The organism is Allobosea sp. P4_E12, from assembly GCF_056401655.1.
On record NZ_JBFUIY010000007.1, the window covers coordinates 157,111 to 178,195 of the forward strand.

Genomic DNA, 21,085 nt, shown 5'->3' on the forward strand with positions numbered 1-21,085 from the left:
GCGGGCATCGGCCACGAGCCGTTTTGGCTCAGCAAGGATCGCCCGGAGCCATCGTCCGGGCGATGATGTTCGAAATGGCGCCGGCGCTCCGGATCGATCGGTGCGGGTGCTGCCGCACGCACCAGCCTCGTGCGAGGAGTGCTTAGATCTCTGCCGCGTCCAGCCGCCGATAGAGCGGTAGCGCCAGCGGCGCGATCCGGCGCACGACCGCGCGGAACGGCTGGGGTTTTGGCTCGGACAAGGGCAGGCCGAGCGTCTCGATCGCCGTGCCTTGCGTCGCCCTGGCAAGCTCGCGACCAAGCGAGATGGACAGCGCAACGGCCCGGCCATTGCAGCCGACCCAGGCAAAGCCGTCCGGCCCGAGACGGTGGATGCGCGGATAGCCCGGCACCTGCGGCTGGAGCAGATTGTCGGGGGTCATCCCGACATAGCCCGACCAGACATAGTCGAACTCGACATCGCCGAGCTGCGGCCAGAGTGTTTTCAGCCGTGCCGCGATCTGCGGCCGCAGATTGACCCCGCCATCGCCCGGCAGCACGGCCGCTCCTCCGGTGACAAGGCGGTTGCGGGCGTCCCAGCGGGCGAAATAGAGTTCGCGATGCGTGTCCGACATCGCCTGGCGGCCCGGGATGACGGTCTTGGCGATATTGTCGCTGACCGGCTTTGTCGCCATCTGCCAGGACAGAACAGGGATGACCTCGCTGGCGATCTCGGGGGCGAGATCGCGCTCGAACTCGCCGGTATACGCATTGGTCGCCAGCACGAGCGCGCGAGCGGTGACCGAGCCGCGCGCGGTCTTCACCGTCCAGCGGCCATTGGCATGGCTCATCGAGGTGGCGGGAGACCGTGCATAGATGGTTGTGCCAAGCTTCAGCGCGACCTCGGCCAGTCCGCGTGTCAGCGCGAGCGGATTGATATGACCGCCCGTGCGATTCCAGAAGCCGCCGAACCAGGCATCCGACCCGAGCATCTCCGCCGCAGCGGCGCGATCGAGCAGTTCGACCGGTGCCCCGATTGCCGACCATTCGCGCACGCGCTTTTCGGCGAGCTTGAAGCGACCAGGCGAATGGACGGGCTGGATCCAGCCAGCTTGTTCAGCCTCTGCCGGGATATCGTATTTCCGCACGAGGTCGAACAGATACTGAGCGCTGTCGCGCAGCACCGCGTTGAAGCGTTCGCCGGCTTCGCCATGGCGTTTCACCATCGCGGAGGGATCGTGGCCGGCAAGCGTCGGGATGACCTGGCCATTGTTGCGCCCCGAGGCGCCCCAGCCGGGCTCGGCTGCCTCCACGATCGTGACGTCGACGCCGCTCTCGCGGAGATGGATCGCGGTCGAGAGGCCGGTAAAGCCGGCACCAATCACCACGACATCGGTCTGGACATCCCCTTGGAGCGCGCTGAGCACAGGCCCAGGCTGGGCGGTGGCGGCCCAGAGAGAGGGAGGCCAGGCGACGGAGGGCGGAGCAGTCATCGGCGGCGATCTTTCGCAAGGCGGGCTGGTCAAAACCCGTTTGGCAGGAGCTTGCGCATACTTGCCGCCATGACCGCCCGCTCGCAAGTAGGTTGGTTCCGGCGATTTGCCCGGCGGAGAACAGTTTTCTATTTTTCTCGCCAAAGACGAATGAAATCTACCAAATTTAGGCTTTCTCGCTCGGGTTGTTGAAAATACTATTCTCCGGACGCTATGTGTGCCGCGCAGCGGGGGCTGCTGGAAACGTCACCTCGAAGTGGTTGCGCCCCTCTGTTGGTTCGGATGAACTCTGCTTCCGTTGGGTTCTTGGTCAAAGGGGGCGTCATGTCGCTCAAGCACATTCTCGGTCTCGATCATGTCGTCGTGACCGTCCGCGATCTCGATGCTTCTGCCCGGCAATGGGAGCGCCTCGGTTTCACGGTCTCCCCGCGCGGCACCCATTCGCCGATCCTGGGAACCGGCAACTACACGATCATGTTCGGAGACGACTATCTCGAGCTGCTCGGCGTGCTGACCGAGACGGATCAGAACAAGCCGACCCGCGACTATCTGAAGAACCGGGAAGGGCTGGAGCGCGCTGCCTTCACCACGGATGATGCCGCTGCAGGCGCAGCTGAACTCAAGACCCGTGGCCTCGAAGCCCTGGGTCCCGTGCATTTCGGCCGCCCGGTGGATCTGCCGAATGGCGGGACGGGCGAAGCGAAGTTCAATGTCTTCCGCTGGCCTCTGAACGAGAGTCCCGGCGGACTGCGCATCTTTGCCTGCCAGCATCTGACGCGCGAGACGGTCTGGATTCCTGAGCTCCAGAAACATGCGAACGGCGCGAGCCGCATCGTTCGGGTCGAGGTCCTCGCTGCAGATCCGAAGGCGGCCGCCGGGCATCTCAGCCGTTTGATCGACGAGCCTGCGCGTCCGCAGGATGACGGCTGGCTGGTGCCGTCGGGCGGCAAGCGCGCCGATTTCCTGTTCTATGATGCGGCCGGTTTTGCGGGGCGCTATCCTGATGCGGTGCGGATCGGTGCGGCTCCCGCCGGCGCAACCGCGATCGTTCTGGCGAGTGCCGATCTCGAAGGCGCTGCCAAGGCGCTCGGCCCGCTCGCGGTGCGCCATGGTGGTGCCGTCAGCGTACCGGCCGACTCCGCCAATGGCGTGATCGTCAGCTTCGTACCGTGACGCGAGCCTTGGCTCCCCTTTGAGAACAGCCTGATGGCCGGATCATCGTGAATTCCGGCTCTGCCCTTATCGAACACCGGACCCAGGAGGTCTCCATGGACATGACCCGCCGCGCCGCGCTGCTGACAAGCGCCGCCATCGCTTCGAATGTGCTGTTCCCGATGCGCTCCTTCGCCCAGGAAACACCGCGCAAGGGCGGAGTCTTCACCGTCCATTACGGTGCCGAGCAGCGCCAGCTGAACCCGAGCCTGCAGGCCTCGACCGGCGTCTACATCATCGGCGGCAAGATCCAGGAGCAGTTGGTGGATCTCGATGCCAGCGGCCAGCCGGTCGGCGTGCTCGCCGAGAGCTGGGAGGCTGCACCCGACGGCAAGACGATCACGTTCAAGCTGCGGCCGGGCGTGACCTGGCATGACGGCAAGCCCTTCACCTCCGCCGACGTGCAGTTCACCGCGATGGAGATGTGGAAGAAGATCCTCAACTACGGCACCACGCTGCAGCTCTTCCTCACCGCCGTCGATACGCCCGACCCGCTGACGGCAGTGTTCCGCTACGAGCGCCCGATGCCGCTCAACCTGTTGCTGCGCGCACTGCCCGATCTCGGCTACATCTCGCCGCGCCATCTCTACGAAGGCAAAGGCGACATCCGCCAGAACCCGGTCAATCTGGCACCGGTGGGCACGGGGCCGTTCAAGTTCGCGCAGTACGAGCGGGGCCAGCACATCATTGCCGACCGCAACCCGAACTACTGGCGCGCCAACGCCCCCTATCTCGACCGGATCGTCTGGCGCGTGGTCACCGATCGCGCTGCCGCCGCCGCCCAGATGGAAGCCGGACAGATCCACTACAGCCCGTTCTCGGGCCTGACGATCTCGGATTCCGCCCGTCTCGGCAAGGATCCGCGCTTCATCGTTTCGACCAAGGGCAACGAGGGCAACGCCCGCACGAACACGATCGAGTTCAATTTCCGCCGCAAGGAACTCGCGGATATCCGGGTCAGGCGCGCGATCGCGCATGCGCTCGACATCCCGTTCTTCATCGAGAATTTCCTCGGCGATTTCGCCAAGCTCGGCACAGGTCCGGTCCCCTCCGTCTCGACCGATTTCTATCCGGCCGATAACGGCCCGCAATATCCCTTCGACAAGGCACTCGCCGCGAAGCTGCTCGACGAAGCCGGGTTCAAGGCCGGCGCTGGCGGAACGCGCTTCTCGGTGCGCCTGCTGCCGGCTCCATGGGGCGAGGACATCACGCTCTTTGCCACCTTCATCCAGCAGTCGCTCGCCAATGTCGGCATCAAGGTCGAGATCGTGCGCAACGATGGTGGCGGCTACCTGAAGCAGGTCTATGACGATCACGCCTTCGACTTGGCTACGGGCTGGCATCAGTACCGCAATGATCCTGCGGTCTCGACGACGGTGTGGTATCGCTCTGGGCAGCCCAAGGGTGCGCCATGGACCAATCAATGGGACTGGACCGATCCGACGATCGACAAGATCATCGACGACGCGGCGACCGAGGTGGATCCGACGAAGCGCAAGGCGCTCTATGGCGACTTCGTACGGCGCGCCAACACAGAGCTGCCGATCTGGACGCCGATCGAGCAGATCTTCCTGACGGTGATCAACGCCAAGGCCCGCAACCACTCCAACACGCCGCGCTGGGGCTCGAGTTCCTGGCACGATCTTTGGTTGGCGGAGTGACACGTCCACCAGCCTCCGCAGTCGAAACCGGCCAGTTCCCATGCGCGTATTAGCTCTTGCGGGGCGGCGTCTTGCCGCCTCGATCCCGACCCTGATCCTGATCCTGATCGGGGTGTTTCTGCTGCTGCAATTCGCGCCGGGCGATACGGTCGATGCGATGATGGCGCAAATGGGCGGTGGCGATGCCGCCACCGCCCGCCATCTGCGCGAGTTCTACGGGCTCGATCTCTCGGTCTGGGCCCAGCTCGGCAATTATCTCTGGCGACTGGTCAGGCTCGATCTTGGCTTCTCGGCGATCTACGGCAAGCCGGTCGTGACCGTGATTGCGGAGCGGCTGCCGGCGACGATCCTGCTGATGAGCGCCTCGCTGTCCTTTGCCTTTTTCTTCGGGCTGATCTTCGGTGTGATCGCGGCGCGCGGCGTCAACAGATGGCCCGATACCCTGATCTCGACACTGGGGCTGATCTTCTACGCCATGCCGACCTTCTGGTTCGGGCTGATGGCGATCGTCGTGTTCTCGATCTACCTGCAATGGCTGCCAGCCGGTGGTTTCGAGGATATCACAGTCAGCCTTACGGGGTTGGCCCGGACGCTCGACATCGCCAAGCACCTCATCCTGCCGACCCTGACGCTTGGCCTGTTCTACATGGCGATCTATCTGCGCATCATGCGCGGCTCGATGCTCGAGGTGCTCAATCTCGACTTCGTCCGCACGGCGCGGGCCAAGGGCATGGATGAGACGCGGGTGGTGGTGCGGCACGTCCTACGTAATGCGCTGCTGCCGATGGTGACGCTGATCGGCCTGCAGGCTGGCACGATGCTGGGCGGTTCTGTGGTGGTCGAGAGCGTGTTCTCGCTGCCGGGGCTGGGGCGGCTGGCCTATGAATCGGTCGTGCAGCGCGATCTCAACACCTTGCTCGGCATCATCTTCGTCTCGGCGCTGCTGGTGATCGCGGTCAATTTCATCGTCGACCTGCTCTATGCCCGGCTCGATCCGCGCATCACGGCGGGAGCCTGAGCCATGGAGTTCGCAAAGCTCTATTTCCGCAGTCCCTCGGCCGTCATCGGCCTGCTGCTGCTCATCCTCGTTCTGGCCATGGCGGGGACGGCCGACTGGCTCTATCCGCGCGATCCGCTGGCGCTTGCCGGGCGGCCGCTGATCTGGCCTTTCAGCAACCCGCGCTTCCTGCTCGGGACCGACAATTCCGGCCGCGACATCGCCGCGCAGATCTTCCATGGCGCACGCATTTCGCTGCTGATCGGTCTGGTCGCGACCTTCATCTCGGTCATGATCGGCATCACGATCGGCGCCTTCGCCGGCTATTACGGCAGCTGGGTCGACACCGTACTGATGCGCGTGACCGAGGCCTTCCAGACATTGCCGAACTTCCTGTTGCTGCTCGTGCTCGTCGCGGTGTTCGGCTCGACCATCACCACGGTGACGGTCGCCATCGGCATCGTCTCATGGCCGGCTTCGGCGCGACTGACGCGCGCCGAGTTCCTTTCGCTGCGCAACCGCGAGTTCGTGCAGGCGGGACGCACACTGGGACTGAAGGACATCAAGCTGATCTTTGGCGAGATCCTGCCGAACGCATTACCGCCGGTGATCGTCTATGCCAGCGTCGTGATGGCGGTCGCGATCCTGCTCGAGAGCGCGCTCGCCTTCCTGAAGCTCTCCGATCCGAATGTTGCCTCCTGGGGCAACCTGATCGGCGCAGGGCGCGATGTGCTGCGCGTGCAGTGGTATGTCTCGGCCATTCCCGGCATTGCCATTCTCGTCACCGTGCTCGCCGTCTCGCTGGTCGGGCAGGGGCTCAATGACGCTCTCAATCCGAGGCTGAAGAGCCGATGACCCCGATTCTTGTTCTCGACGATGTCAGCGTGAAGCTGCCGGCCGGCGCCGACCGGTCGCACGCCATGGCGAATGTGTCGCTCTCCCTGGCGGCCAATGAGATCCTCTGCGTGGTCGGCGAATCCGGCTCCGGCAAGTCGATGACGGCCAATGCCATCATGCGGCTGCTGCCGGGCGGGGTCGCGATCGACGGCGGGCGCATCCTCTTCGAGGGCCGCAACCTTGCCGATGTGAGCGAGGCCGAGATGCGCAAGGTGCGCGGCGCCGGTATCGCGATGATCTTCCAGGAGCCGATGACCGCGCTGAATCCCTTGCGCAGCATTGGCGACCAGATCGGCGAGATGTTCGAGATCCATACCGATCTGCCGGCTGGCGAGATCAGGACGCGGGTCCTCGCCCTGCTCGATGAAGTGCGGATTCCCGATCCGGCTTCGACGCTCAAGGCTTATCCGCATGAACTCTCGGGCGGTCAGCGCCAGCGCGCCATGATCGCCATGGCGCTCGCACTCGATCCCAGGGTGCTGATCGCCGACGAGCCGACGACTGCGCTCGACGTCACCACCCAGGCGCAGATCCTCGAACTCATTCGCGACCTGCAGCGGCGCAAGGGCACGGCCGTTCTGTTCATCACCCATGATTTCGGTGTCGTTGCCGAAATCGCCGACCGTGTCGCGGTGATGAGCCAGGGCCGCGTCGTCGAAGAGGGCACGGCCAGTGCGGTGCTGGACAATCCCCGGCACGCGTACACGAAGCAGCTGATCGCCGCAGTGCCGCCACTGAAGGCTCCGCCTCCGCGTCCGCTGTCGAGCGATCCGATCCTGACCATAGAGCACGTCTCGAAGACGTATCGCACCGGTGGCTTCTTCGGTCGCGGCCAGCGCATCACCCACGCGGTCAAGGATGTTTCGCTGGTGCTGCCGAAGGGCGGCACGCTCGGCATCGTCGGCGAGTCCGGTTCCGGCAAGTCGACATTGGCGCGCTGCCTCGTGCGCCTGATCGATCCCGAGAGCGGCGAGATCCGCCTGAACGGCCGCGACCTCGCCTGTCTGACCCGCGAGCAGATGCGGGCGGAGACGCGCCATATCCAGATGGTGTTCCAGGATCCATTCGCCTCGCTCAACCCGCGCCGCAAGGCGGGCGAGGCGGTTGCGCAAGGCCTCGTCGTTCACGGCATGCCGCGTGCGCAGGCATTGGCGCGCGCCAAGGAACTCTTTGGGCTGGTCGGTCTCGATCCCGCCGCGACCGAACGCTACCCGCATGAGTTCTCGGGCGGCCAGCGCCAGCGGATCGGACTTGCCCGCGCATTGGCTCTGGAGCCGGATGTGCTGGTGGCGGACGAGCCTGTCTCCGCGCTCGACGTATCGGTCCAGGCGCAGGTGCTGAAGCTGTTGGCGGAACTGCGCCAGCGTCTTGGCCTGTCGATCGTCTTCATCACCCATGATCTGCGCGTGGCGGCTCAGGTCTGCGATCTTGTCGCTGTCATGAAGAGCGGGGAGGTGGTGGAGGCCGGGCCGATCGGCTCTGTCTTCGGCAATCCGCAACACCCCTATACCCAAGCGCTGCTCGCCTCGATTCCCGGACGCGAGTTCGGGCTGGAGCGGGTGGCCGAGCGGCAGGAGGGCTGACCCCTCAGACACGCGTCGTAACCCTTCGCCCGGCGGCGCAGGGGCGAGCATTTTCCGGCTTGAACAGCGTTAACTGGTTCTATATTGGTATCGTACCAGAGGGTGTTGATCGCGCTGAGCGCGCGAAGCGGGAGCACGCGGAACAGTGGAAGGCGAAGGGTCTCTTTCAGGGTCCGCAGAACGTCCCGCTGTCTCTGCTGTTCCGAAGGAATCGGCCGGCTGGCGCATCCTGTCGCAGGTCAGCGTCAAGGGCAGTGCGCCCTTCAACGAGGACATGGCGGGATCTTCCGGCTCGCATGCATGGATCATCGACGGGTCCGCCTTCTTCTCAGGCGCTTCCAGAACGGAGCAGCAATCGGAAGGGGCGTGGCTCGCGCAGCGGGTCGATGAGATCCTGCGTTCCACGGCGCGCGATGAAGCCCCGCTTTCCGAGATCGCGGCAACTCTCGAGGTGGCTGCCGCTCGGGATTACGCCGTGCTGGGTGACGGTCAGCCTGAGCGTATCGGAGGAGAGGGGCCTTCGGCCGTCCTCGGCCTCGTGCGCCTTTCAGCCATGGGGGAATCCTGTCGTATCGAGGGGGTGGTGATCGGCGACGTGTCGATCATTATTCTCGATGGCGAACATATGGAGCGCTGGACGGACGCTTCGGCGGGCCCGTTCGAGGCCCGGACAATCGCAGCGGCCGGAACCGGCCTGCGGCGTGACGGCGAGCCGATTTCGGCGCCTGCTCTGGCGCAGATTCACGAGAATCGCCGTTTCCTGAACCAGCCGGATGGCTATTGGGCTGTTCATCCCGGGCTTCCGTGGCAAGCGGGCTTGCGTTCCTTCTCCGCGACCGTGTCCCCGACGGCGACGGTCCTGCTCGCTTCCGACGGGTTCATGCGCCTTGTCGATGTCTTGAAACGCTACGACGAGGCTGGTCTCATGCAGGCTGTGGTGCGCGACGGTGCGACTGCACTCGTTGCCGAACTGCGCCGGCTCGAGAACGGAGATCCTCGCACGGAACGGTTCAACCGCGTCAAGATCCACGATGACGCGACCGCGCTCGTCGTGACGCCGAACTTGCCGGCCGTCGAATTCATCCAACAATAACAAACGTTACGTTCAACGAGGGAGAGCAAACATGTTGGCCGGGATTCTGACCAGATCCATCTTGAGACGCGCGCTTGGCAAGCTCGCCCTGACGGCTTTCGCCGCCGCGACAGTCCTTGCGGCTCCGGTGCAGGCGGAAGATCTCACCCTCTGGAGCTGGCGCCAGGAAGATAAGGCAGCCTACGCCAAATTCATCGAGGCGTTCCGCAAGAAACATCCGGACATCAATGTGAAGTTCGAGGCTTTCGAGGCCGCGAACTATCCCACAGTCCTGTCGACCGCACTTGCTGGCGGCACCGGGCCGGACATCGTGCAGGTGCGCGCCTACGGCACGCTTGGCGTCGGCAAGCCGGACTATCTCGTGCCGCTCGACAAGACGATGGTGCCGGAATTCGACAATTTCCCCGCGTCGGCGGTGGCGGCAGAGACCATGCGGTCCGATGGCAAGCTCTATGCGGTGCCCTTCGCCTCGCAGACGATGCTGATCATCTACAACAAGGATCTGTTCGAGAAGGCCGGCGTCACGCCGCCTGCGACATGGGACGAGCTCGTCGCCGTTTCGAAGACGCTGAAGGAGAAGGGCATCACCCCCTTCGGTAACGGCACCGCCACCTCCTGGCAGAACGAGACCATCGTCGGCGCCTTGCTCTCCTCCCAGATCGGCAAGCAGTTCGAGCAGGACGTGCTCGCCGGCAAGGCCGACTTCACCGATCCGCGCTTCGTTGGCGCTCTCGCCAAGCTGAACGAGCTGAAGGAGTACTTCGCCCCGAATTTCTCGGGCGTGGATTATGCCGCGTCGCAGCAGTTCTTCGCGGCCGGGCGCGCAGCCATGTTTGCCGGTGGCTCCTTCGAGCTCGCCAACTTCCTGCGCCAGAACCCGAAGCTGAAACTGGGGATGTTCGCCTCGCCGGTTGCCAAGGCCGGGGATGAGCGGCTTGTCGCGCTCTATTACGATGGCGGCTACGCGATCAACGCCGCGTCGAAGAAGAAGGACGCAGCGCTCAAGTTCCTGCGCTTCCTCGGTACGCCTGAGTTCGGCACGGCCTTCTCGAACGATCTGCAGAACATCTCGCCAATCAAGGGCGTGAAGTTCGAGAATCCGTTGTTGAAGGAGGTCGCGGCGCTCAACGAGCGGGCCATGTCCTACATCATGCTGGTCAATTTCCGCTATCAGGAGCCGACGGGCTCGGTGCTGCTGCAGTCCGGCGTGCAGAAGATGCTGGCGGGCAAGGCGACTCCGGCCGAGGTCGGTGCCGAGGTCACGAAGGGCATCGGGACCTATTACGCACCCTTCAAGAAGTAAGCTCCGGGGCTGAAGCTCCCATGATGCGCATGGCCGGCAGAACCCGACCATGCGCTTGGACAGGCGCGCGCCGGGCTCTCCCCCTGAGTGCTGCTTCAACAGGCCAGGTCTCATGAAGACGGATTACCGACGCCGCGAAAGGCGCAAGCGCGCGGCCTGGATCGCATTTCTCATCGTGCCGCCGATGGCGATGATGCTGACCTTCGTCGTCTGGCCGCTGCTGGTGGCGCTCAGCTCTGCCTTCTATCGCTGGGAGGGGATGGCCCAGGGAGAATTCGTCGGCCTGCAGAATTTCAGCGATGTCCTGTTCGGTGATCATTTCGCGGCGCTGACCTGGCGCGCCTTCCGGCACAATCTCTTCGTCTTCTTCGCGCTTTTCGTGGTGCAGAACACCGCCGGATTTCTGCTTGCCTGGTTCATCTATCGGGAGCCGTTCGGCTTTCGCTTTCACCGGATCGCGATTTTCATGCCGGTGATCCTGTCCACCGTCCTGGTCGGGTTCCTGTGGAAGCTCTTCCTCGACCCCAATTTCGGCCTCATCAATCAGCTTCTCGACATGATCGGCCTCGGCGCGCTGCGCCAGCCCTGGCTCGGTCAGGAGACGACGGCGCTGCCCGCGCTGGTCATGGCCAATGCCTGGCACTGGGTCGGGTTTCCCGCCCTGGTCTATCTGGCCGGAATGCAGCGCATCCCCCGCGAAATCCTGGAAGCGGCCAAGCTCGACGGCTGCAGCAGCTGGCAGATGCTGACCCGTGTCGTCTGGCCACTGGTGGCGCCCTCCACGACCATCACATTGACGCTGCTCTTCATCGGCGCCTTCAACTGGTTCGAGCTGCCCTACATCATGGCGGGGCTGGACGGCTCGCCCTACGGGTCGACGGACGTGCTGGGGCTCTATTTCTACCGCACTGCCTTCGGCAACCAGAGCGCAGGCCTTCAGGATTTCGGGCACGGCAATGCGCTTGCCGTCTTGATGTTCATGTTCATCGCGGTCGTCGCGACGCTCATTACGCAGTATCTGCGCCGCCGGGAGATCGCGCTGTGACGGCAAAGGCCCAAAGCCCGGACCCATTGTTTCCGCGCAGCAGCCCCGGCAGCCTGATCGCCGCCGCGCTGCTCGTCGGCAACTCCGTTCTGATGCTCTACCCGATCGTCATCATGGTCTTCTCGGCCTTCAAGACGACCGGGGAGATCTTCGACGCACCGTTTTCCGTTCCTGATTTCACCTATGTCGCGAACTTCACCCGGATCTGGGGCGAGACAAGCCTGCCGGGCTACTTCATCAACTCGGTGATCATCACCGGCTCGTCCATCGCGCTTATCCTGCTGCTCGGCACGATGGGGGCCTATGCGCTCGCGCGTTACGAGTTCCCGGGCAATTCGGCCATCTTCATGTTCTTCCTGGCCGGCCTGATGCTGCCCTTGAAACTCGCGGTGATCCCACTCTTTCTCCAGATGCGCGATTTCGGCCTGCTCGACACCCGTTTCGGCCTCATCCTGATCTATACGGCGATGGGCCTGCCCTCGACGATCTTCATCATGACCGGGTTCTTGCGGACGTTGCCGACGGAACTCGAGGAGGCCGCGCGCATCGACGGGGCGTCCGAGCCCCGGATCATGCTGTCCATCATGCTGCCGCTATCCGTGCCACCGATGGTCATTTCCGCGATTCAGAATGCCGTGCCGACCTGGAATGATTTCTTCTTCCCGCTCGTCTTCATCCAGACCGATGTGCGCAAGACCCTGCCTCAGGGCCTTTCGGTGTTCATGGGCGAATATACCACCGACTGGGGCATGCTCTTTGCCGGCCTCACCATCGCAGCCCTGCCACTGACCATCATCTACATCGTGATGTCGCGCCAGTTCATCCGGGGCATGACCGCAGGGGCGGTAAAGTGACACTTCTAGACAATCAGAACCTGATACCGCCGGGCAGCCTCGCCGTGTCCTGCCAGGCGCGGGCGGACAACCCGTTGCATGGGCCGGTGTTCATGGCGGCGATGGCCCAGGCGGCGGAGCATGGCGGGGCGCTCGCCCTGCGTGCCAATGGGCCTGCCGATATCGCTGCGATCCGCGCGGTCAGCACGCTGCCGATCATCGGCATCCTCAAACGCTGGGACGATCACTTTCCGGTCTATATCACGCCCGATTTCGCCGCGGCTGCGCTGATTGCTGCCGCGGGCGCCGACATCATTGCGCTCGATGCAACCGCCAGGCCCCGCGATGGCGAACCACTCGGGGTTCTGATCGCGCGCATCCGCGGTGAACTGGGCAAGCCCGTCTTCGCGGATTGCGCGACGTTCGAGGACGGTGTCCGTGCGGCCAGGCTTGGCGCCGACTACATTGCCACGACCTTGTCCGGCTACACCGATGAGACCGCTGCGTTGAAGGCGGCGGGGCCGGATATCGCGCTGATCGCTGCCCTCGCTGGCGCCATATCGACGCCGATCGTGGCGGAGGGGCGTTTCGAGCGGCCGGAGCAGCTTGATGCGGCCTTCGCAGCCGGTGCGCACGCCGTGGTCGTTGGCACGGCCATCACCAATCCCCGCGAGATCACCCGCCGTTTCGTCGCGCATGCCCGGGCTTGAGCACCCGCTGGGCCTGGGCATCGAGACGGGCGGGACGGCGTCGCGCTGGTGTCTCGTCTCCGCAGCTGGCGAGGTCATGGCACGAGGCGACGTGGCACCGATGACGGGCCATGTCTTCAGCGAGGCGGACCATGAGCGCGTGCGAGGCATCTTTGCGGGGCTCGCGTCGGAACTCGCAGGCCATAGCCGGCCCAGCGCCATCGTGGCCGGCGTCACGGGCATTGGATCGGCTTCGCCGACGACGGCCCTCTTTGCACGGATGCTCGCGGGTGCCTTCCAATGCGCCGAGACATCCGTGCTCGTCGTGGACGACATGTGGCTCGGTTATCGCGCCCGCTTTGCGCCCGGCGAGGGCATCGTCGTCTATGCCGGTACCGGCTCCATCGGCTACCACCTCGCGGCAGGCGGCGAGATCATCCGAGCCGGCGGCTATGGCGTGCTGGTCGACGATGGCGGGGCGGCGACCTGGATCGCGACCGAGGCGTTGCGGTTCGTCCTGCGGCGAGAAGATGAAGCGCCGGGTTCCGGCTGGAGCACAGTGATTGGCCGGGCGCTCTCCGCAGCTGTTGGCGGCAGCTCCTGGGATGCGGCCCGCGTCTATATCTATGGCGGCGACCGCGGCAGCCTGGGGCTTTTGGCCCGTGCCGTAAGCGCTGCCGATGAGGCCGGGGATCCCGAAGCGAGACGGATTTTTGTGGGGGCAGGACGGGAACTCGCCCGCCTCGCTCTGGCACTGCGTGGGCGTGTCGGCCTCAAGCCGGTGGCCCTGGCCGGCCGTGCGATCACGCTCTCGCCAGCCATTGCCGAAAGCTTCGCAGCCTCCGTCGCGCCACCCGTGCTTTTGGCCGATGCCAGCCCCGATGTGCCGGCAGTCGCGGCGCGACTGGCCGTCGAGCTTGCTGCGAATCCAGGTGAGGGAGAGCCGGGCACAGGGCGTTGAAACCGCGCTATGTGCCCGGTCATCGACAAGAGCCCGGTCGGATCCTCAGCGGGGACGAACCGGCGCAGAAGACGCTTCGAGTTGCTCGAAGACGAAGGCCGCAAGGTAGCCATAGATCGCGTGGCCAATCAGGCTCATGAGGGAGAGGCGCGGCACGTCGGTGAGAAGGAAGGCCTGACCGGCCAGGGGCGCGAAGAAGCCGAGCGCGATGAAGTAGGTGATCACCCCCCAGATCCAACCATCGGCGGGCATGCCGAAACTCTTCACGAAACGCGTCAGCGCGTAATAGCCGAGCGGGTAGAACAGGAAGCCTGTGAGGAAATGCAGCAGCTTCGCGACCGGCGTCGAAAGCGTCAGGCCGAGCTGGTGGGAAAACAGCGACTTCACCAACTCGGGCGGCTCCAGGGGGAATTCCGCGAACCACGCGGTCGGGACGGCCGAGAACAGTTCCCAGAAGCCAAGCCCGGCAAAGCCGCCAAGGGCCAGGTTCGCGATGGTGCGTGCTGATAGAAGGGGGGTGGTCCAGGGCAGGGTGGTGGTGATCATGGCTGTTATTCCTGTGGTGGCGTTTAGTGGGCGAGCGCGAGCGGGGTCGCCGCGACGGCCAACGCGGCGGTGTGTGCGGCCGGCCGGTTGCGCAGCAACGCCAGCCGGCGCGCGGCGAAGAGGTTGGAGCCGCCGCGTTTCGTGATGCGTTCGCTAAGAAGCGGGGCCGCGCGCTCATGGTTGCCCGAGCGGATCAGGCTTTCGATATAGGCCTGCTCGAAGAGGTCGCGTTGAGCGTGGCTGCCACCGATCGCGACCAGTCCGTCGCGCGCGGCGCCCAGCAGCCTCGCCGCCTCGCTGTAGTCGCCTTCATGGAAGGCGAGCAGGCCGAAGGCCGCGAGCGCACCATGATGGGCCGCCTGCCTGCGCTCGCTGCTGCGATGCGCCCGGCTATCCCCAACGAGCGTGCGGGCGATCGCCTCCGCGCCGCTTGAATGCCCGGCGCCGAGCAATGAGAGAGCATAGTGCAGGTCGGCAAAGACCAGGCGGCCATCATCGATCCGGCCCTCGGCGAGTGCGGCCAGTTCCTCCCAGCGCGTCCCGACATCGACGCCGGCATATTCGAGCCGGGCAAGCAGCGAGGCGCCATTGGCTATGTCGCGATAATCGTCGGTGGGCTCGCCCCGGATATCGTTGTCATAGAGGCGCAGCACCTCCGCGGTCTCTCCGTGCTCGAGCCGGAACAGGGCGAGGTGCCAGACGATGTGGAAGCGCAGGTTATTGGCATGGGACCAGTTCCGGGCATTCCCGAGCCAGGTGATCCCCTCGTCGGCGCGGCCGGTCATTTCCAGCACATGCGCGACGGCGTGGCGGCCCCAGGCATCGCGTGGCGCAAGGACGACGGCGCGGCGGCCCGCTCGCTCGGCCTCGGCATAGAAACCCTGTTCTTCGAGCGCGAAAGCGTGGCAGCCATGGACATATCCGGCAAGCGGATGGCTTTCGCCGAAAGCCGGCGCGGTGCGGCGCAGGCAGGCCAGCATCTCGTCCTGATCACCGAGCATGAAGCGCAGGCCGTGAGAGAGTTTTAGCGCCAGCACGTCGAGGGGGTGGGCCTCCAGAATCGCTTCCAGGCGCCCGGCGGCCAGTCGCGGTGCATCGGCCAGCCAGAACGCCAATGCCTCGACCAGCATGCGCTCACGCTGTGTGACGGGACGCAACGCGATGGCCGCCTTGGCCTTGACGAGGCAGTCGCGCGCCGCTCCGAGCAATTCTGACCTGGCAAGCGAAAGAAGCATCAGGCCTTTGGCCGCATGAACCAGTGCGAAATCCGGATCCGCTGCCAGCACGCGGGCGAGATGCTCAGGTGTCGCGGCAGCATGGGCCAGCACGGCTTCGAGCGTGTCGTTCCAGGCGAGGCGTGCAGCGTCGTTCGCGACAGTGACGCGCTCGCCTGAGAGATCGTGATACATGAGGCTACTCCGTTCGAGCCCTTGAAGGGGCGTCTCTCGGGGAGTTCGCTGGCGGCCGATCAAGCGGCGATCAACTCGCTTCACGGACCCGTGTTGACAGGCCGTGCTTGGGCGCTTCCGTCTCATCCATGCGTTGCGGTTCAGCCTTCGCTGGCGCGGCATGACCAGCCCAGGGTGCGCTCTTGAACCAGCCGACCACGACCGCGACGCCGAGGATCGCTGCAAAGCCGACGAGATTGAGCAGCGCCATGCTCAACTCGGTCCGGCCCAGCATATCGGCTGCGGTGGTGGCGAGCCGTGCCAGCACGACGCTGGCAAGAAATGCGGCGAGCGATTGCCGTCCGATCAAGATGAGCAAGTGGCCAACGCCCTGATCCAGATTCCGGCGCCAGGGCTCGACCAGGCTGAGAACGAGATAGGCCAATGCCAGGAAATGCAGCACGCGCAGGATGTGCAGATTGCTCTTCTCGCTGGCGGGCAGGATCAGGTCGCGTAGCGCCTGCGCCGCCGGCCAGTGCTCCAGGAAACCCCAGAAGGAGAACGGTACGGAAAGGAGCAGGAAGACGCCGGCAGCAAGCATCAGCCTGTGCTCGCCAAGCCGCGGTACCGGCAACCATTTCATACCGATGAAGAACCCGATGAAGAAGATGAGCTGCCAGGCGAAGGGGTTCAGGAACCAGCCGGCGCCGTTCCAGGGATTTCCGGGGAGATTGAGGTCGACAGCCCAGGCAAGCCCATAGAGCAGCGCCACCATCAGGAAGGGCAACCCAGCATTGATCCGGTGCAGCGCCATGGCCACCGGAACCAGGGCCAGGATCACCAGATACATCGGCAGGATATCGAGATAATCCGGCTGCCAGGTCAGCGTCGCGAGGCCGAGCAGTGCGGTGTCCGGGGAGCTCAGGAGCGGCGCGAACTGGGACGCGAGCATGCCAAGGCCGAAACTGTGATCGAGCAGCGCGGCGAGCGCGATCAGCGCCAGAACGAGTCCGAGTTGCGCCCAATAGACCTGCCAGATGCGCAGCATGATGCGCGCGGTTCCAAGCCACAGGCCGCGGCGAACAAAGACGCTGCCGAAGGCGAGTGCGCTGGCAATGCCGGAACAAAAGACGAAGAGTTCGGCGCCTGACGAGAAGCCGAAGCGAGCAGGGATGAAGGCGTTCCAGCTGTTCTGCGGCCAATGCGCGACGAAGATGATCAGCATCGTCAGGCCGCGGAAGAAGTCGAGCCGTTCATCGCGCGGGCGCTTGCCTGCCTTCTGTTGAAGCGTGCGCATCAGAAGGCTCCTTCGTAGCTGCCTGCATCGATCCTGCAGGCGAGCACCGTGAAACCACTGCGTTGGAATGCGGCGCGTGCCTCGCGCCTGAGGCTGTCCGGGTTTGAGATCGTGCTGCCGTGGCCGCCCATCGCGCCGGCAATCGCCGCGAAATCGGTGCCGCCAAAATCGACTGCTGCGCGGGCTAGGCCAAGCTGGCGCTGCTTCAGTGCGATCAGGCCAAGGCTCTCATCGACAAATACGACGAGGACAACCGGCAGCGCCAGATCGCGCAGGGTCGCGAGCTCGCCCAGGACCATTTCGAGGCCGGCATCGCCGACGAAGCAGAGTGTGGGCTGCCCCGTGCCGAGCGCCGCGCCAGTCGCCAGTGGGAGTGCGCAACCCATCGTGCAGAGCCCGGTCGACTGCAGCAGGCGGCGCGGCCCGTCGCTCCTCCACATCTGGCTGAGCAGAATCCGGTGCGCTCCGGAATCGGCCGTGACGATGGTTTTCACCGGCGCGACCTCGCGCAGGATGTCGATGACGGCATGGGGACCCCAGTCCGATGGCGGAGCGAAGGCCTCGCTGAGCGCCGCGCGAATGGCGGCGGGGCGCCCGTCCGGCCAGGTGCCGTCCAGCATTGCTTCTTCGCCGAGCCGCGACAGGATGGTGCCGACATGACCTTCGAGAAGCAGCGTCGCGCTATGCATGCCGTGGTGGACATCCTCGGCGACGATGTCGATTACGCGTTTGCCCGTCGGCCAGGGATTGCGCCAGCCCTGGCGCATCTCGATCGGGTCGTAGCCGGCGAGCACGACGAGGTCGGCCTCGTCCAGCAGCGGCCGTACCAGCGCATCGGCCCTCGGCGACAATCCGACTCCGCCGATCACGCGCGGATCGCTTTCCGGCACCAGGCCCTTGGCCTTGTAGGTGGTGAGCAGCGGGGCACCGGTCCGGGTGAGGAATAGGTCGAGTGCGGCGGCGGAGCCCTCATTCACCAGGTCGAGCCCGGCAATGACCAGCGGCCGCTTCGCAGTCGCGATCATCTCGCGTGCGAAACTGAGATCGGTGGGGGCGCTGTTGTCGGGAGGCTTCACGATCTGGACCGCGCGCTGGACAGTCTTCGCCTCGGCGACCGCGATCGGCAGATCGATATGGACCGGGCCGGGCCGGCCACTCCCGGCAATGGCGAGAGCCTTCTGCACCACCAGATCCTCGGTGCCCTGCGCGGCGCGAAAACTTGCCTTCACCAGCGGCCGCAGCACGGCCTGATGGTCGAAGATCTGATGCGTGTAGCTTTCAGCCAGGGCCTGATCGACGCAGCCGGTGATGAAGATCAGAGGGACGCGATCCTGCCGGGCATTGGCAACGACATTGACCGCATTGGCGACGCCGGGCCCGAGTGTCGCGACCAGAACCGGCAAGCCGCCTGTCGCATGCCACAGCCCTTCGGCCATGAAACCCGCCGCATTCTCGTGCTTGGCGAGGAGGAAGCGGATGCCGGCACGTTCAAGCGCATCGACCAGCGCCAGGACCTCGCCGCCGGGAATGCCAAAGGCATGTGTCGCGCCGGCGGCAGCCAGCTGCTGCGCCATCAGATCGGCGCCTCGGACGCATGCTGCTTCTGCCGCTTTCGGCGTCATCTCGGTTAGGCTTGTATCCTGGCGCATGGTGTCTCCCTCGGTATCGGCAGGAGAGATCGCGCGAGGCGAGCTGCTGGTTACGGCCTCACGGAAAAGTGAGCCTGGCGCCCGCCGCGGCTGTCGGCATCTTGGGAGGCATCGCAAGTTGCCAGGCCCGCTCGACCCAGGCCGGGTCGGCCATATGACCGCCGCCATGGAGGCACAGTTCCAGCCGCGCAGGCCCGGGACAGTCTGTTCCCAGCCGACAGGTCAGGGCCTCCGGCTGCGGCGCCTTCCGGACCTCATCCGCCCAGGATGAGGTGCAGCCGGGTGCCAGGACGGCGAGGCTCCTGAAGAGATCACCCTGCCTGTACCCGGACCGGAGTGGGCGCCCCGCCATCGGCACGGTTGTGTCGCTCGTGCCATGGACATGGATCAGATTGGGCCGGGGGGCGACGCAGTCCTGCGGAAATGGCTCCCAGAACGCACCGGCGATTGGCGCAAAGGCGGCAAAGCGCGATGGCATTCGGCAGGCCAGATTCCAGACCATGGACGCGCCTTGCGAGAAACCGCTGGCCAGAATCCTGCGGGGATCGACGGGGAAGCGTTGCGCGACGTCGTCGAGAACATGGCCGATGAAGGCGAATTCGTCGCGATGGTGTCCGGGAGAACCGGGATAGGACCAGGTCCGCCCCATCCCGTCAGGGGCGATCAGCGCAACGCCGAGGCGTTGCGCAACCGCGACGAGACCCTGATCGGCCATGATCTCCTCGGCCGAGCCTTGCCAGCCGTGAAAGTACATGATCGCGCCGCGCAGATGCCCGATCGCGGCCTGCGCAGGCAGCAGGATGCGATAGAATCCGCCCTCGACCGGGCAGCCTCCCTCGGCCGGGCAAGGCGTGAGGCGCGCTTCCGTCCTGGCATGTTCCTGTGCGATGGCGGCGGATGTCAGCGTCGTGGTCAGCGCCATTGCGAGCGCTATGATCGCCAGGCCGAAGCGCGCTTCTGTCGCCATGTTCGTCGCTTTCCCGCGAAAGGCCCGGAAGGCCGCGCTCTGCGCGTATGCGAGCGTATCGGGGCGGGGCGAGGTCAGCATCTGCCAGTCACGGGCTTGTGAGCCCTGCATCATCATGCGACGGATTGGACACCCGCCTGCACGGCCCCGGAGAATCGCCGCTTCCCGTGTCTCTCGCCGATCTTGAAACGCAGCTGCGTCCCGTCTTTCTCTCCGCACTTGCCGGCGATGCGTCGGCCTATCGCACGTTCCTCGAGGCGATCAGCGTGCGCCTGCGCGGCTATTTGCGTCACCATCTGGCGCGAGCGGGGCGCAGCGAGCCGAGCGAGACGGAGGATGTCTTGCAGGAGACCTTGCTCGCCCTGCATCTCTCCCGGCACAGCTATGATCCGGCGAGCCCCGTAACCGCCTGGGCCCATGCGATCGCGCGCTATAAACTCGTTGATCATTTGCGCCGCTCCGGGCGGCACGCGTCCAACCTGCCGATCGATGACGAGGCCTATCAATTGGCGGCGCCAGACACGCCTGCCTCCGATGCCCGGTTGGACTTGACGCGAGCCCTGCAATCCTTGCCTGAACGGACGCGAACGCTGATCGACCAGGTCAAGGTCCAGGGCTGTTCGGTCGCTGAAGCCGCAAGCGCTGCCGGCATGACCGAGACGGCAGCGAAGGTCGCAATCCATCGCGGCCTGCGGGCCATGGCGCGCCTCCTGACCATGCGCAGGGCACCGTGACCGCGATGCGCGTGCTGCGGCAGCGTGAGCGCACCCGACGCTGTAACCTTTCGCCTGTTTGCTGCGAAATCCCGTCCATCACAGTACAATGACCGATCCGACATGCAGACAGACGAGCTGATTTCCCTCATGGCCACGAGCAGCCAGCCGGTTGATACCGGGTGGCTGCGCCGTATCACCTGGCTTGCTGCGTTCCTCGCCATGATCGGGGCGACGCTTGCCGTGCTCCTGACGCTCGGCGCGCGCCGGGACCTGGCGGGGGCCTGGGCCAGCGCGCCGGTGCTGGGCAAGGTCCTGCTCGGAGCGAGTGTGGCCGGGATCGCCGTGGCGGTTTTCCAGCGCAGCCTGCGGCCCGGTCTCAGTCCGCGAGGACATCTGTCCTTCATCCTGCTCCCGATCACCGCCGTGATGCTGTGGGCTCTCGTCGTTCTGGCTCGGGCGCCTGCCGGAGAATGGGCCAATTTGACCTTTGGCAGGAGCTGGCAGGCCTGCCTGATCTCCGTTGTGCTCTACGGGCTGATCCCGTTCGCTGCCATGATCGCGGTCGCCCGGCGCGGCGCGCCGGTCGATTTGCGCCTCACTGGCGCTGCCGCCGGAGTTGCATCCGCGGCCTTGGCGACCATCGCCTACAGCGTGCATTGCCCTGAGGATACGATCCCCTTCATCGCAAGCTGGTATCCGCTGGCGATGGGCCTGATGGCTGTCGTCGGAGCCCTCGCTTTTCCGCGATTCGTGCGCTGGTAGTGGAGCCTGAGGCAG

Annotated in this window: 19 protein-coding genes; 13 read left to right on the forward strand and 6 right to left on the reverse strand. The window is 65.2% G+C overall.

What is annotated here, in order from left to right:
• Positions 1–142: 142 nt before the first annotated feature.
• Entirely contained in the window at positions 143–1,471 is a 1,329-nt protein-coding gene (locus AC1DW9_RS11195) for an NAD(P)/FAD-dependent oxidoreductase (protein ID WP_441505915.1), read from the reverse strand.
• A gap of 324 nt (positions 1,472–1,795) precedes the next feature.
• Between AC1DW9_RS11195 and AC1DW9_RS11200 the strand changes: the two genes are divergently transcribed.
• From AC1DW9_RS11200 to AC1DW9_RS11250, 11 genes are all read left to right on the forward strand, one after another.
• Positions 1,796–2,644, forward strand: coding sequence for a VOC family protein (locus tag AC1DW9_RS11200; protein ID WP_441505914.1), 849 nt, complete (start codon positions 1,796–1,798; stop codon positions 2,642–2,644).
• 95 nt (positions 2,645–2,739) lie between these two features.
• On the forward strand, positions 2,740–4,344 hold the full coding sequence (locus tag AC1DW9_RS11205) for an ABC transporter substrate-binding protein (RefSeq protein WP_441505913.1): 1,605 nt from the start codon (positions 2,740–2,742) through the stop codon (positions 4,342–4,344).
• A 40-nt stretch (positions 4,345–4,384) separates the two neighbouring features.
• Entirely contained in the window at positions 4,385–5,362 is a 978-nt protein-coding gene (locus tag AC1DW9_RS11210) for an ABC transporter permease (protein WP_113515850.1), read from the forward strand.
• 3 nt (positions 5,363–5,365) lie between these two features.
• Positions 5,366–6,196, forward strand: coding sequence for an ABC transporter permease (locus tag AC1DW9_RS11215; RefSeq protein ID WP_441505912.1), 831 nt, complete (start codon positions 5,366–5,368; stop codon positions 6,194–6,196).
• Positions 6,193–7,821 carry an ABC transporter ATP-binding protein gene (locus tag AC1DW9_RS11220; protein WP_441505911.1) on the forward strand — a complete coding sequence of 543 codons (1,629 nt, stop codon included), beginning with the start codon at positions 6,193–6,195 and terminating at the stop codon, positions 7,819–7,821. The genes AC1DW9_RS11215 and AC1DW9_RS11220 overlap by 4 nt, the downstream gene beginning before the upstream one ends.
• A gap of 145 nt (positions 7,822–7,966) precedes the next feature.
• Positions 7,967–8,914 (forward strand): hypothetical protein, encoded by a 948-nt coding sequence (locus tag AC1DW9_RS11225; RefSeq protein ID WP_441505910.1) that lies wholly within the window; start codon positions 7,967–7,969, stop codon positions 8,912–8,914.
• A 61-nt stretch (positions 8,915–8,975) separates the two neighbouring features.
• On the forward strand, positions 8,976–10,217 hold the full coding sequence (locus tag AC1DW9_RS11230; RefSeq protein ID WP_441489783.1) for an extracellular solute-binding protein: 1,242 nt from the start codon (positions 8,976–8,978) through the stop codon (positions 10,215–10,217).
• A gap of 112 nt (positions 10,218–10,329) precedes the next feature.
• Entirely contained in the window at positions 10,330–11,262 is a 933-nt protein-coding gene (locus tag AC1DW9_RS11235; protein ID WP_441505909.1) for a carbohydrate ABC transporter permease, read from the forward strand.
• Positions 11,259–12,116 carry a carbohydrate ABC transporter permease gene (locus tag AC1DW9_RS11240; RefSeq protein ID WP_441505908.1) on the forward strand — a complete coding sequence of 286 codons (858 nt, stop codon included), beginning with the start codon at positions 11,259–11,261 and terminating at the stop codon, positions 12,114–12,116. Before AC1DW9_RS11235 ends, AC1DW9_RS11240 begins: the two co-directional genes overlap by 4 nt.
• Positions 12,113–12,805, forward strand: a complete 693-nt coding sequence (locus tag AC1DW9_RS11245; protein WP_441505907.1) for an N-acetylmannosamine-6-phosphate 2-epimerase — start codon at positions 12,113–12,115, stop codon at positions 12,803–12,805. Before AC1DW9_RS11240 ends, AC1DW9_RS11245 begins: the two co-directional genes overlap by 4 nt.
• Positions 12,792–13,745, forward strand: coding sequence for an N-acetylglucosamine kinase (locus AC1DW9_RS11250; RefSeq protein WP_476776323.1), 954 nt, complete (start codon positions 12,792–12,794; stop codon positions 13,743–13,745). Before AC1DW9_RS11245 ends, AC1DW9_RS11250 begins: the two co-directional genes overlap by 14 nt.
• A 45-nt stretch (positions 13,746–13,790) precedes the next feature.
• On the opposite strand, the gene AC1DW9_RS11255 is transcribed toward AC1DW9_RS11250, so the two are convergent.
• From AC1DW9_RS11255 to AC1DW9_RS11275, 5 genes are all read right to left on the reverse strand, one after another.
• Positions 13,791–14,291: a hypothetical protein gene (locus tag AC1DW9_RS11255; RefSeq protein ID WP_441505905.1), complete on the reverse strand. Its 501-nt coding sequence runs from the start codon at positions 14,289–14,291 to the stop codon at positions 13,791–13,793.
• Positions 14,292–14,314: 23 nt separating this feature from the next.
• On the reverse strand, positions 14,315–15,700 hold the full coding sequence (locus tag AC1DW9_RS11260) for a tetratricopeptide repeat protein (RefSeq protein ID WP_441505904.1): 1,386 nt from the start codon (positions 15,698–15,700) through the stop codon (positions 14,315–14,317).
• A gap of 70 nt (positions 15,701–15,770) precedes the next feature.
• Complete coding sequence (locus tag AC1DW9_RS11265) at positions 15,771–16,976, reverse strand: OpgC family protein (RefSeq protein ID WP_441489790.1); 1,206 nt, start codon at positions 16,974–16,976, stop codon at positions 15,771–15,773.
• Positions 16,976–18,625 carry a thiamine pyrophosphate-binding protein gene (locus AC1DW9_RS11270; RefSeq protein ID WP_441505903.1) on the reverse strand — a complete coding sequence of 550 codons (1,650 nt, stop codon included), beginning with the start codon at positions 18,623–18,625 and terminating at the stop codon, positions 16,976–16,978. Before AC1DW9_RS11270 ends, AC1DW9_RS11265 begins: the two co-directional genes overlap by 1 nt.
• Before the next feature lie 58 nt (positions 18,626–18,683).
• Positions 18,684–19,673, reverse strand: coding sequence for a CE1 family esterase (locus AC1DW9_RS11275; protein ID WP_476776325.1), 990 nt, complete (start codon positions 19,671–19,673; stop codon positions 18,684–18,686).
• Between the two features lie 86 nt (positions 19,674–19,759).
• Here AC1DW9_RS11275 and AC1DW9_RS11280 point away from each other — a divergent pair, with 86 nt between their 5' ends.
• Positions 19,760–20,326, forward strand: coding sequence for a sigma-70 family RNA polymerase sigma factor (locus AC1DW9_RS11280; RefSeq protein ID WP_441489793.1), 567 nt, complete (start codon positions 19,760–19,762; stop codon positions 20,324–20,326).
• A 129-nt stretch (positions 20,327–20,455) separates the two neighbouring features.
• Positions 20,456–21,070: a DUF1109 domain-containing protein gene (locus AC1DW9_RS11285; RefSeq protein WP_441489794.1), complete on the forward strand. Its 615-nt coding sequence runs from the start codon at positions 20,456–20,458 to the stop codon at positions 21,068–21,070.
• Positions 21,071–21,085 lie beyond the last annotated feature (15 nt).

Coding starts and splice junctions, on each gene's coding strand:
- AC1DW9_RS11260 (WP_441505904.1), bottom strand. CDS start 15,700: ATGTATCACGATCTCTCAGGCGAGCGCGTCACTGTCGCGAACGACGCT.
- AC1DW9_RS11265 (WP_441489790.1), bottom strand. CDS start 16,976: ATGCGCACGCTTCAACAGAAGGCAGGCAAGCGCCCGCGCGATGAACGG.
- AC1DW9_RS11285 (WP_441489794.1), top strand. CDS start 20,456: ATGGCCACGAGCAGCCAGCCGGTTGATACCGGGTGGCTGCGCCGTATC.
- AC1DW9_RS11195 (WP_441505915.1), bottom strand. CDS start 1,471: ATGACTGCTCCGCCCTCCGTCGCCTGGCCTCCCTCTCTCTGGGCCGCC.
- AC1DW9_RS11200 (WP_441505914.1), top strand. CDS start 1,796: ATGTCGCTCAAGCACATTCTCGGTCTCGATCATGTCGTCGTGACCGTC.
- AC1DW9_RS11270 (WP_441505903.1), bottom strand. CDS start 18,625: ATGCGCCAGGATACAAGCCTAACCGAGATGACGCCGAAAGCGGCAGAA.
- AC1DW9_RS11210 (WP_113515850.1), top strand. CDS start 4,385: ATGCGCGTATTAGCTCTTGCGGGGCGGCGTCTTGCCGCCTCGATCCCG.
- AC1DW9_RS11215 (WP_441505912.1), top strand. CDS start 5,366: ATGGAGTTCGCAAAGCTCTATTTCCGCAGTCCCTCGGCCGTCATCGGC.
- AC1DW9_RS11235 (WP_441505909.1), top strand. CDS start 10,330: ATGAAGACGGATTACCGACGCCGCGAAAGGCGCAAGCGCGCGGCCTGG.
- AC1DW9_RS11205 (WP_441505913.1), top strand. CDS start 2,740: ATGGACATGACCCGCCGCGCCGCGCTGCTGACAAGCGCCGCCATCGCT.
- AC1DW9_RS11255 (WP_441505905.1), bottom strand. CDS start 14,291: ATGATCACCACCACCCTGCCCTGGACCACCCCCCTTCTATCAGCACGC.
- AC1DW9_RS11275 (WP_476776325.1), bottom strand. CDS start 19,673: ATGCTGACCTCGCCCCGCCCCGATACGCTCGCATACGCGCAGAGCGCG.
- AC1DW9_RS11220 (WP_441505911.1), top strand. CDS start 6,193: ATGACCCCGATTCTTGTTCTCGACGATGTCAGCGTGAAGCTGCCGGCC.
- AC1DW9_RS11250 (WP_476776323.1), top strand. CDS start 12,792: ATGCCCGGGCTTGAGCACCCGCTGGGCCTGGGCATCGAGACGGGCGGG.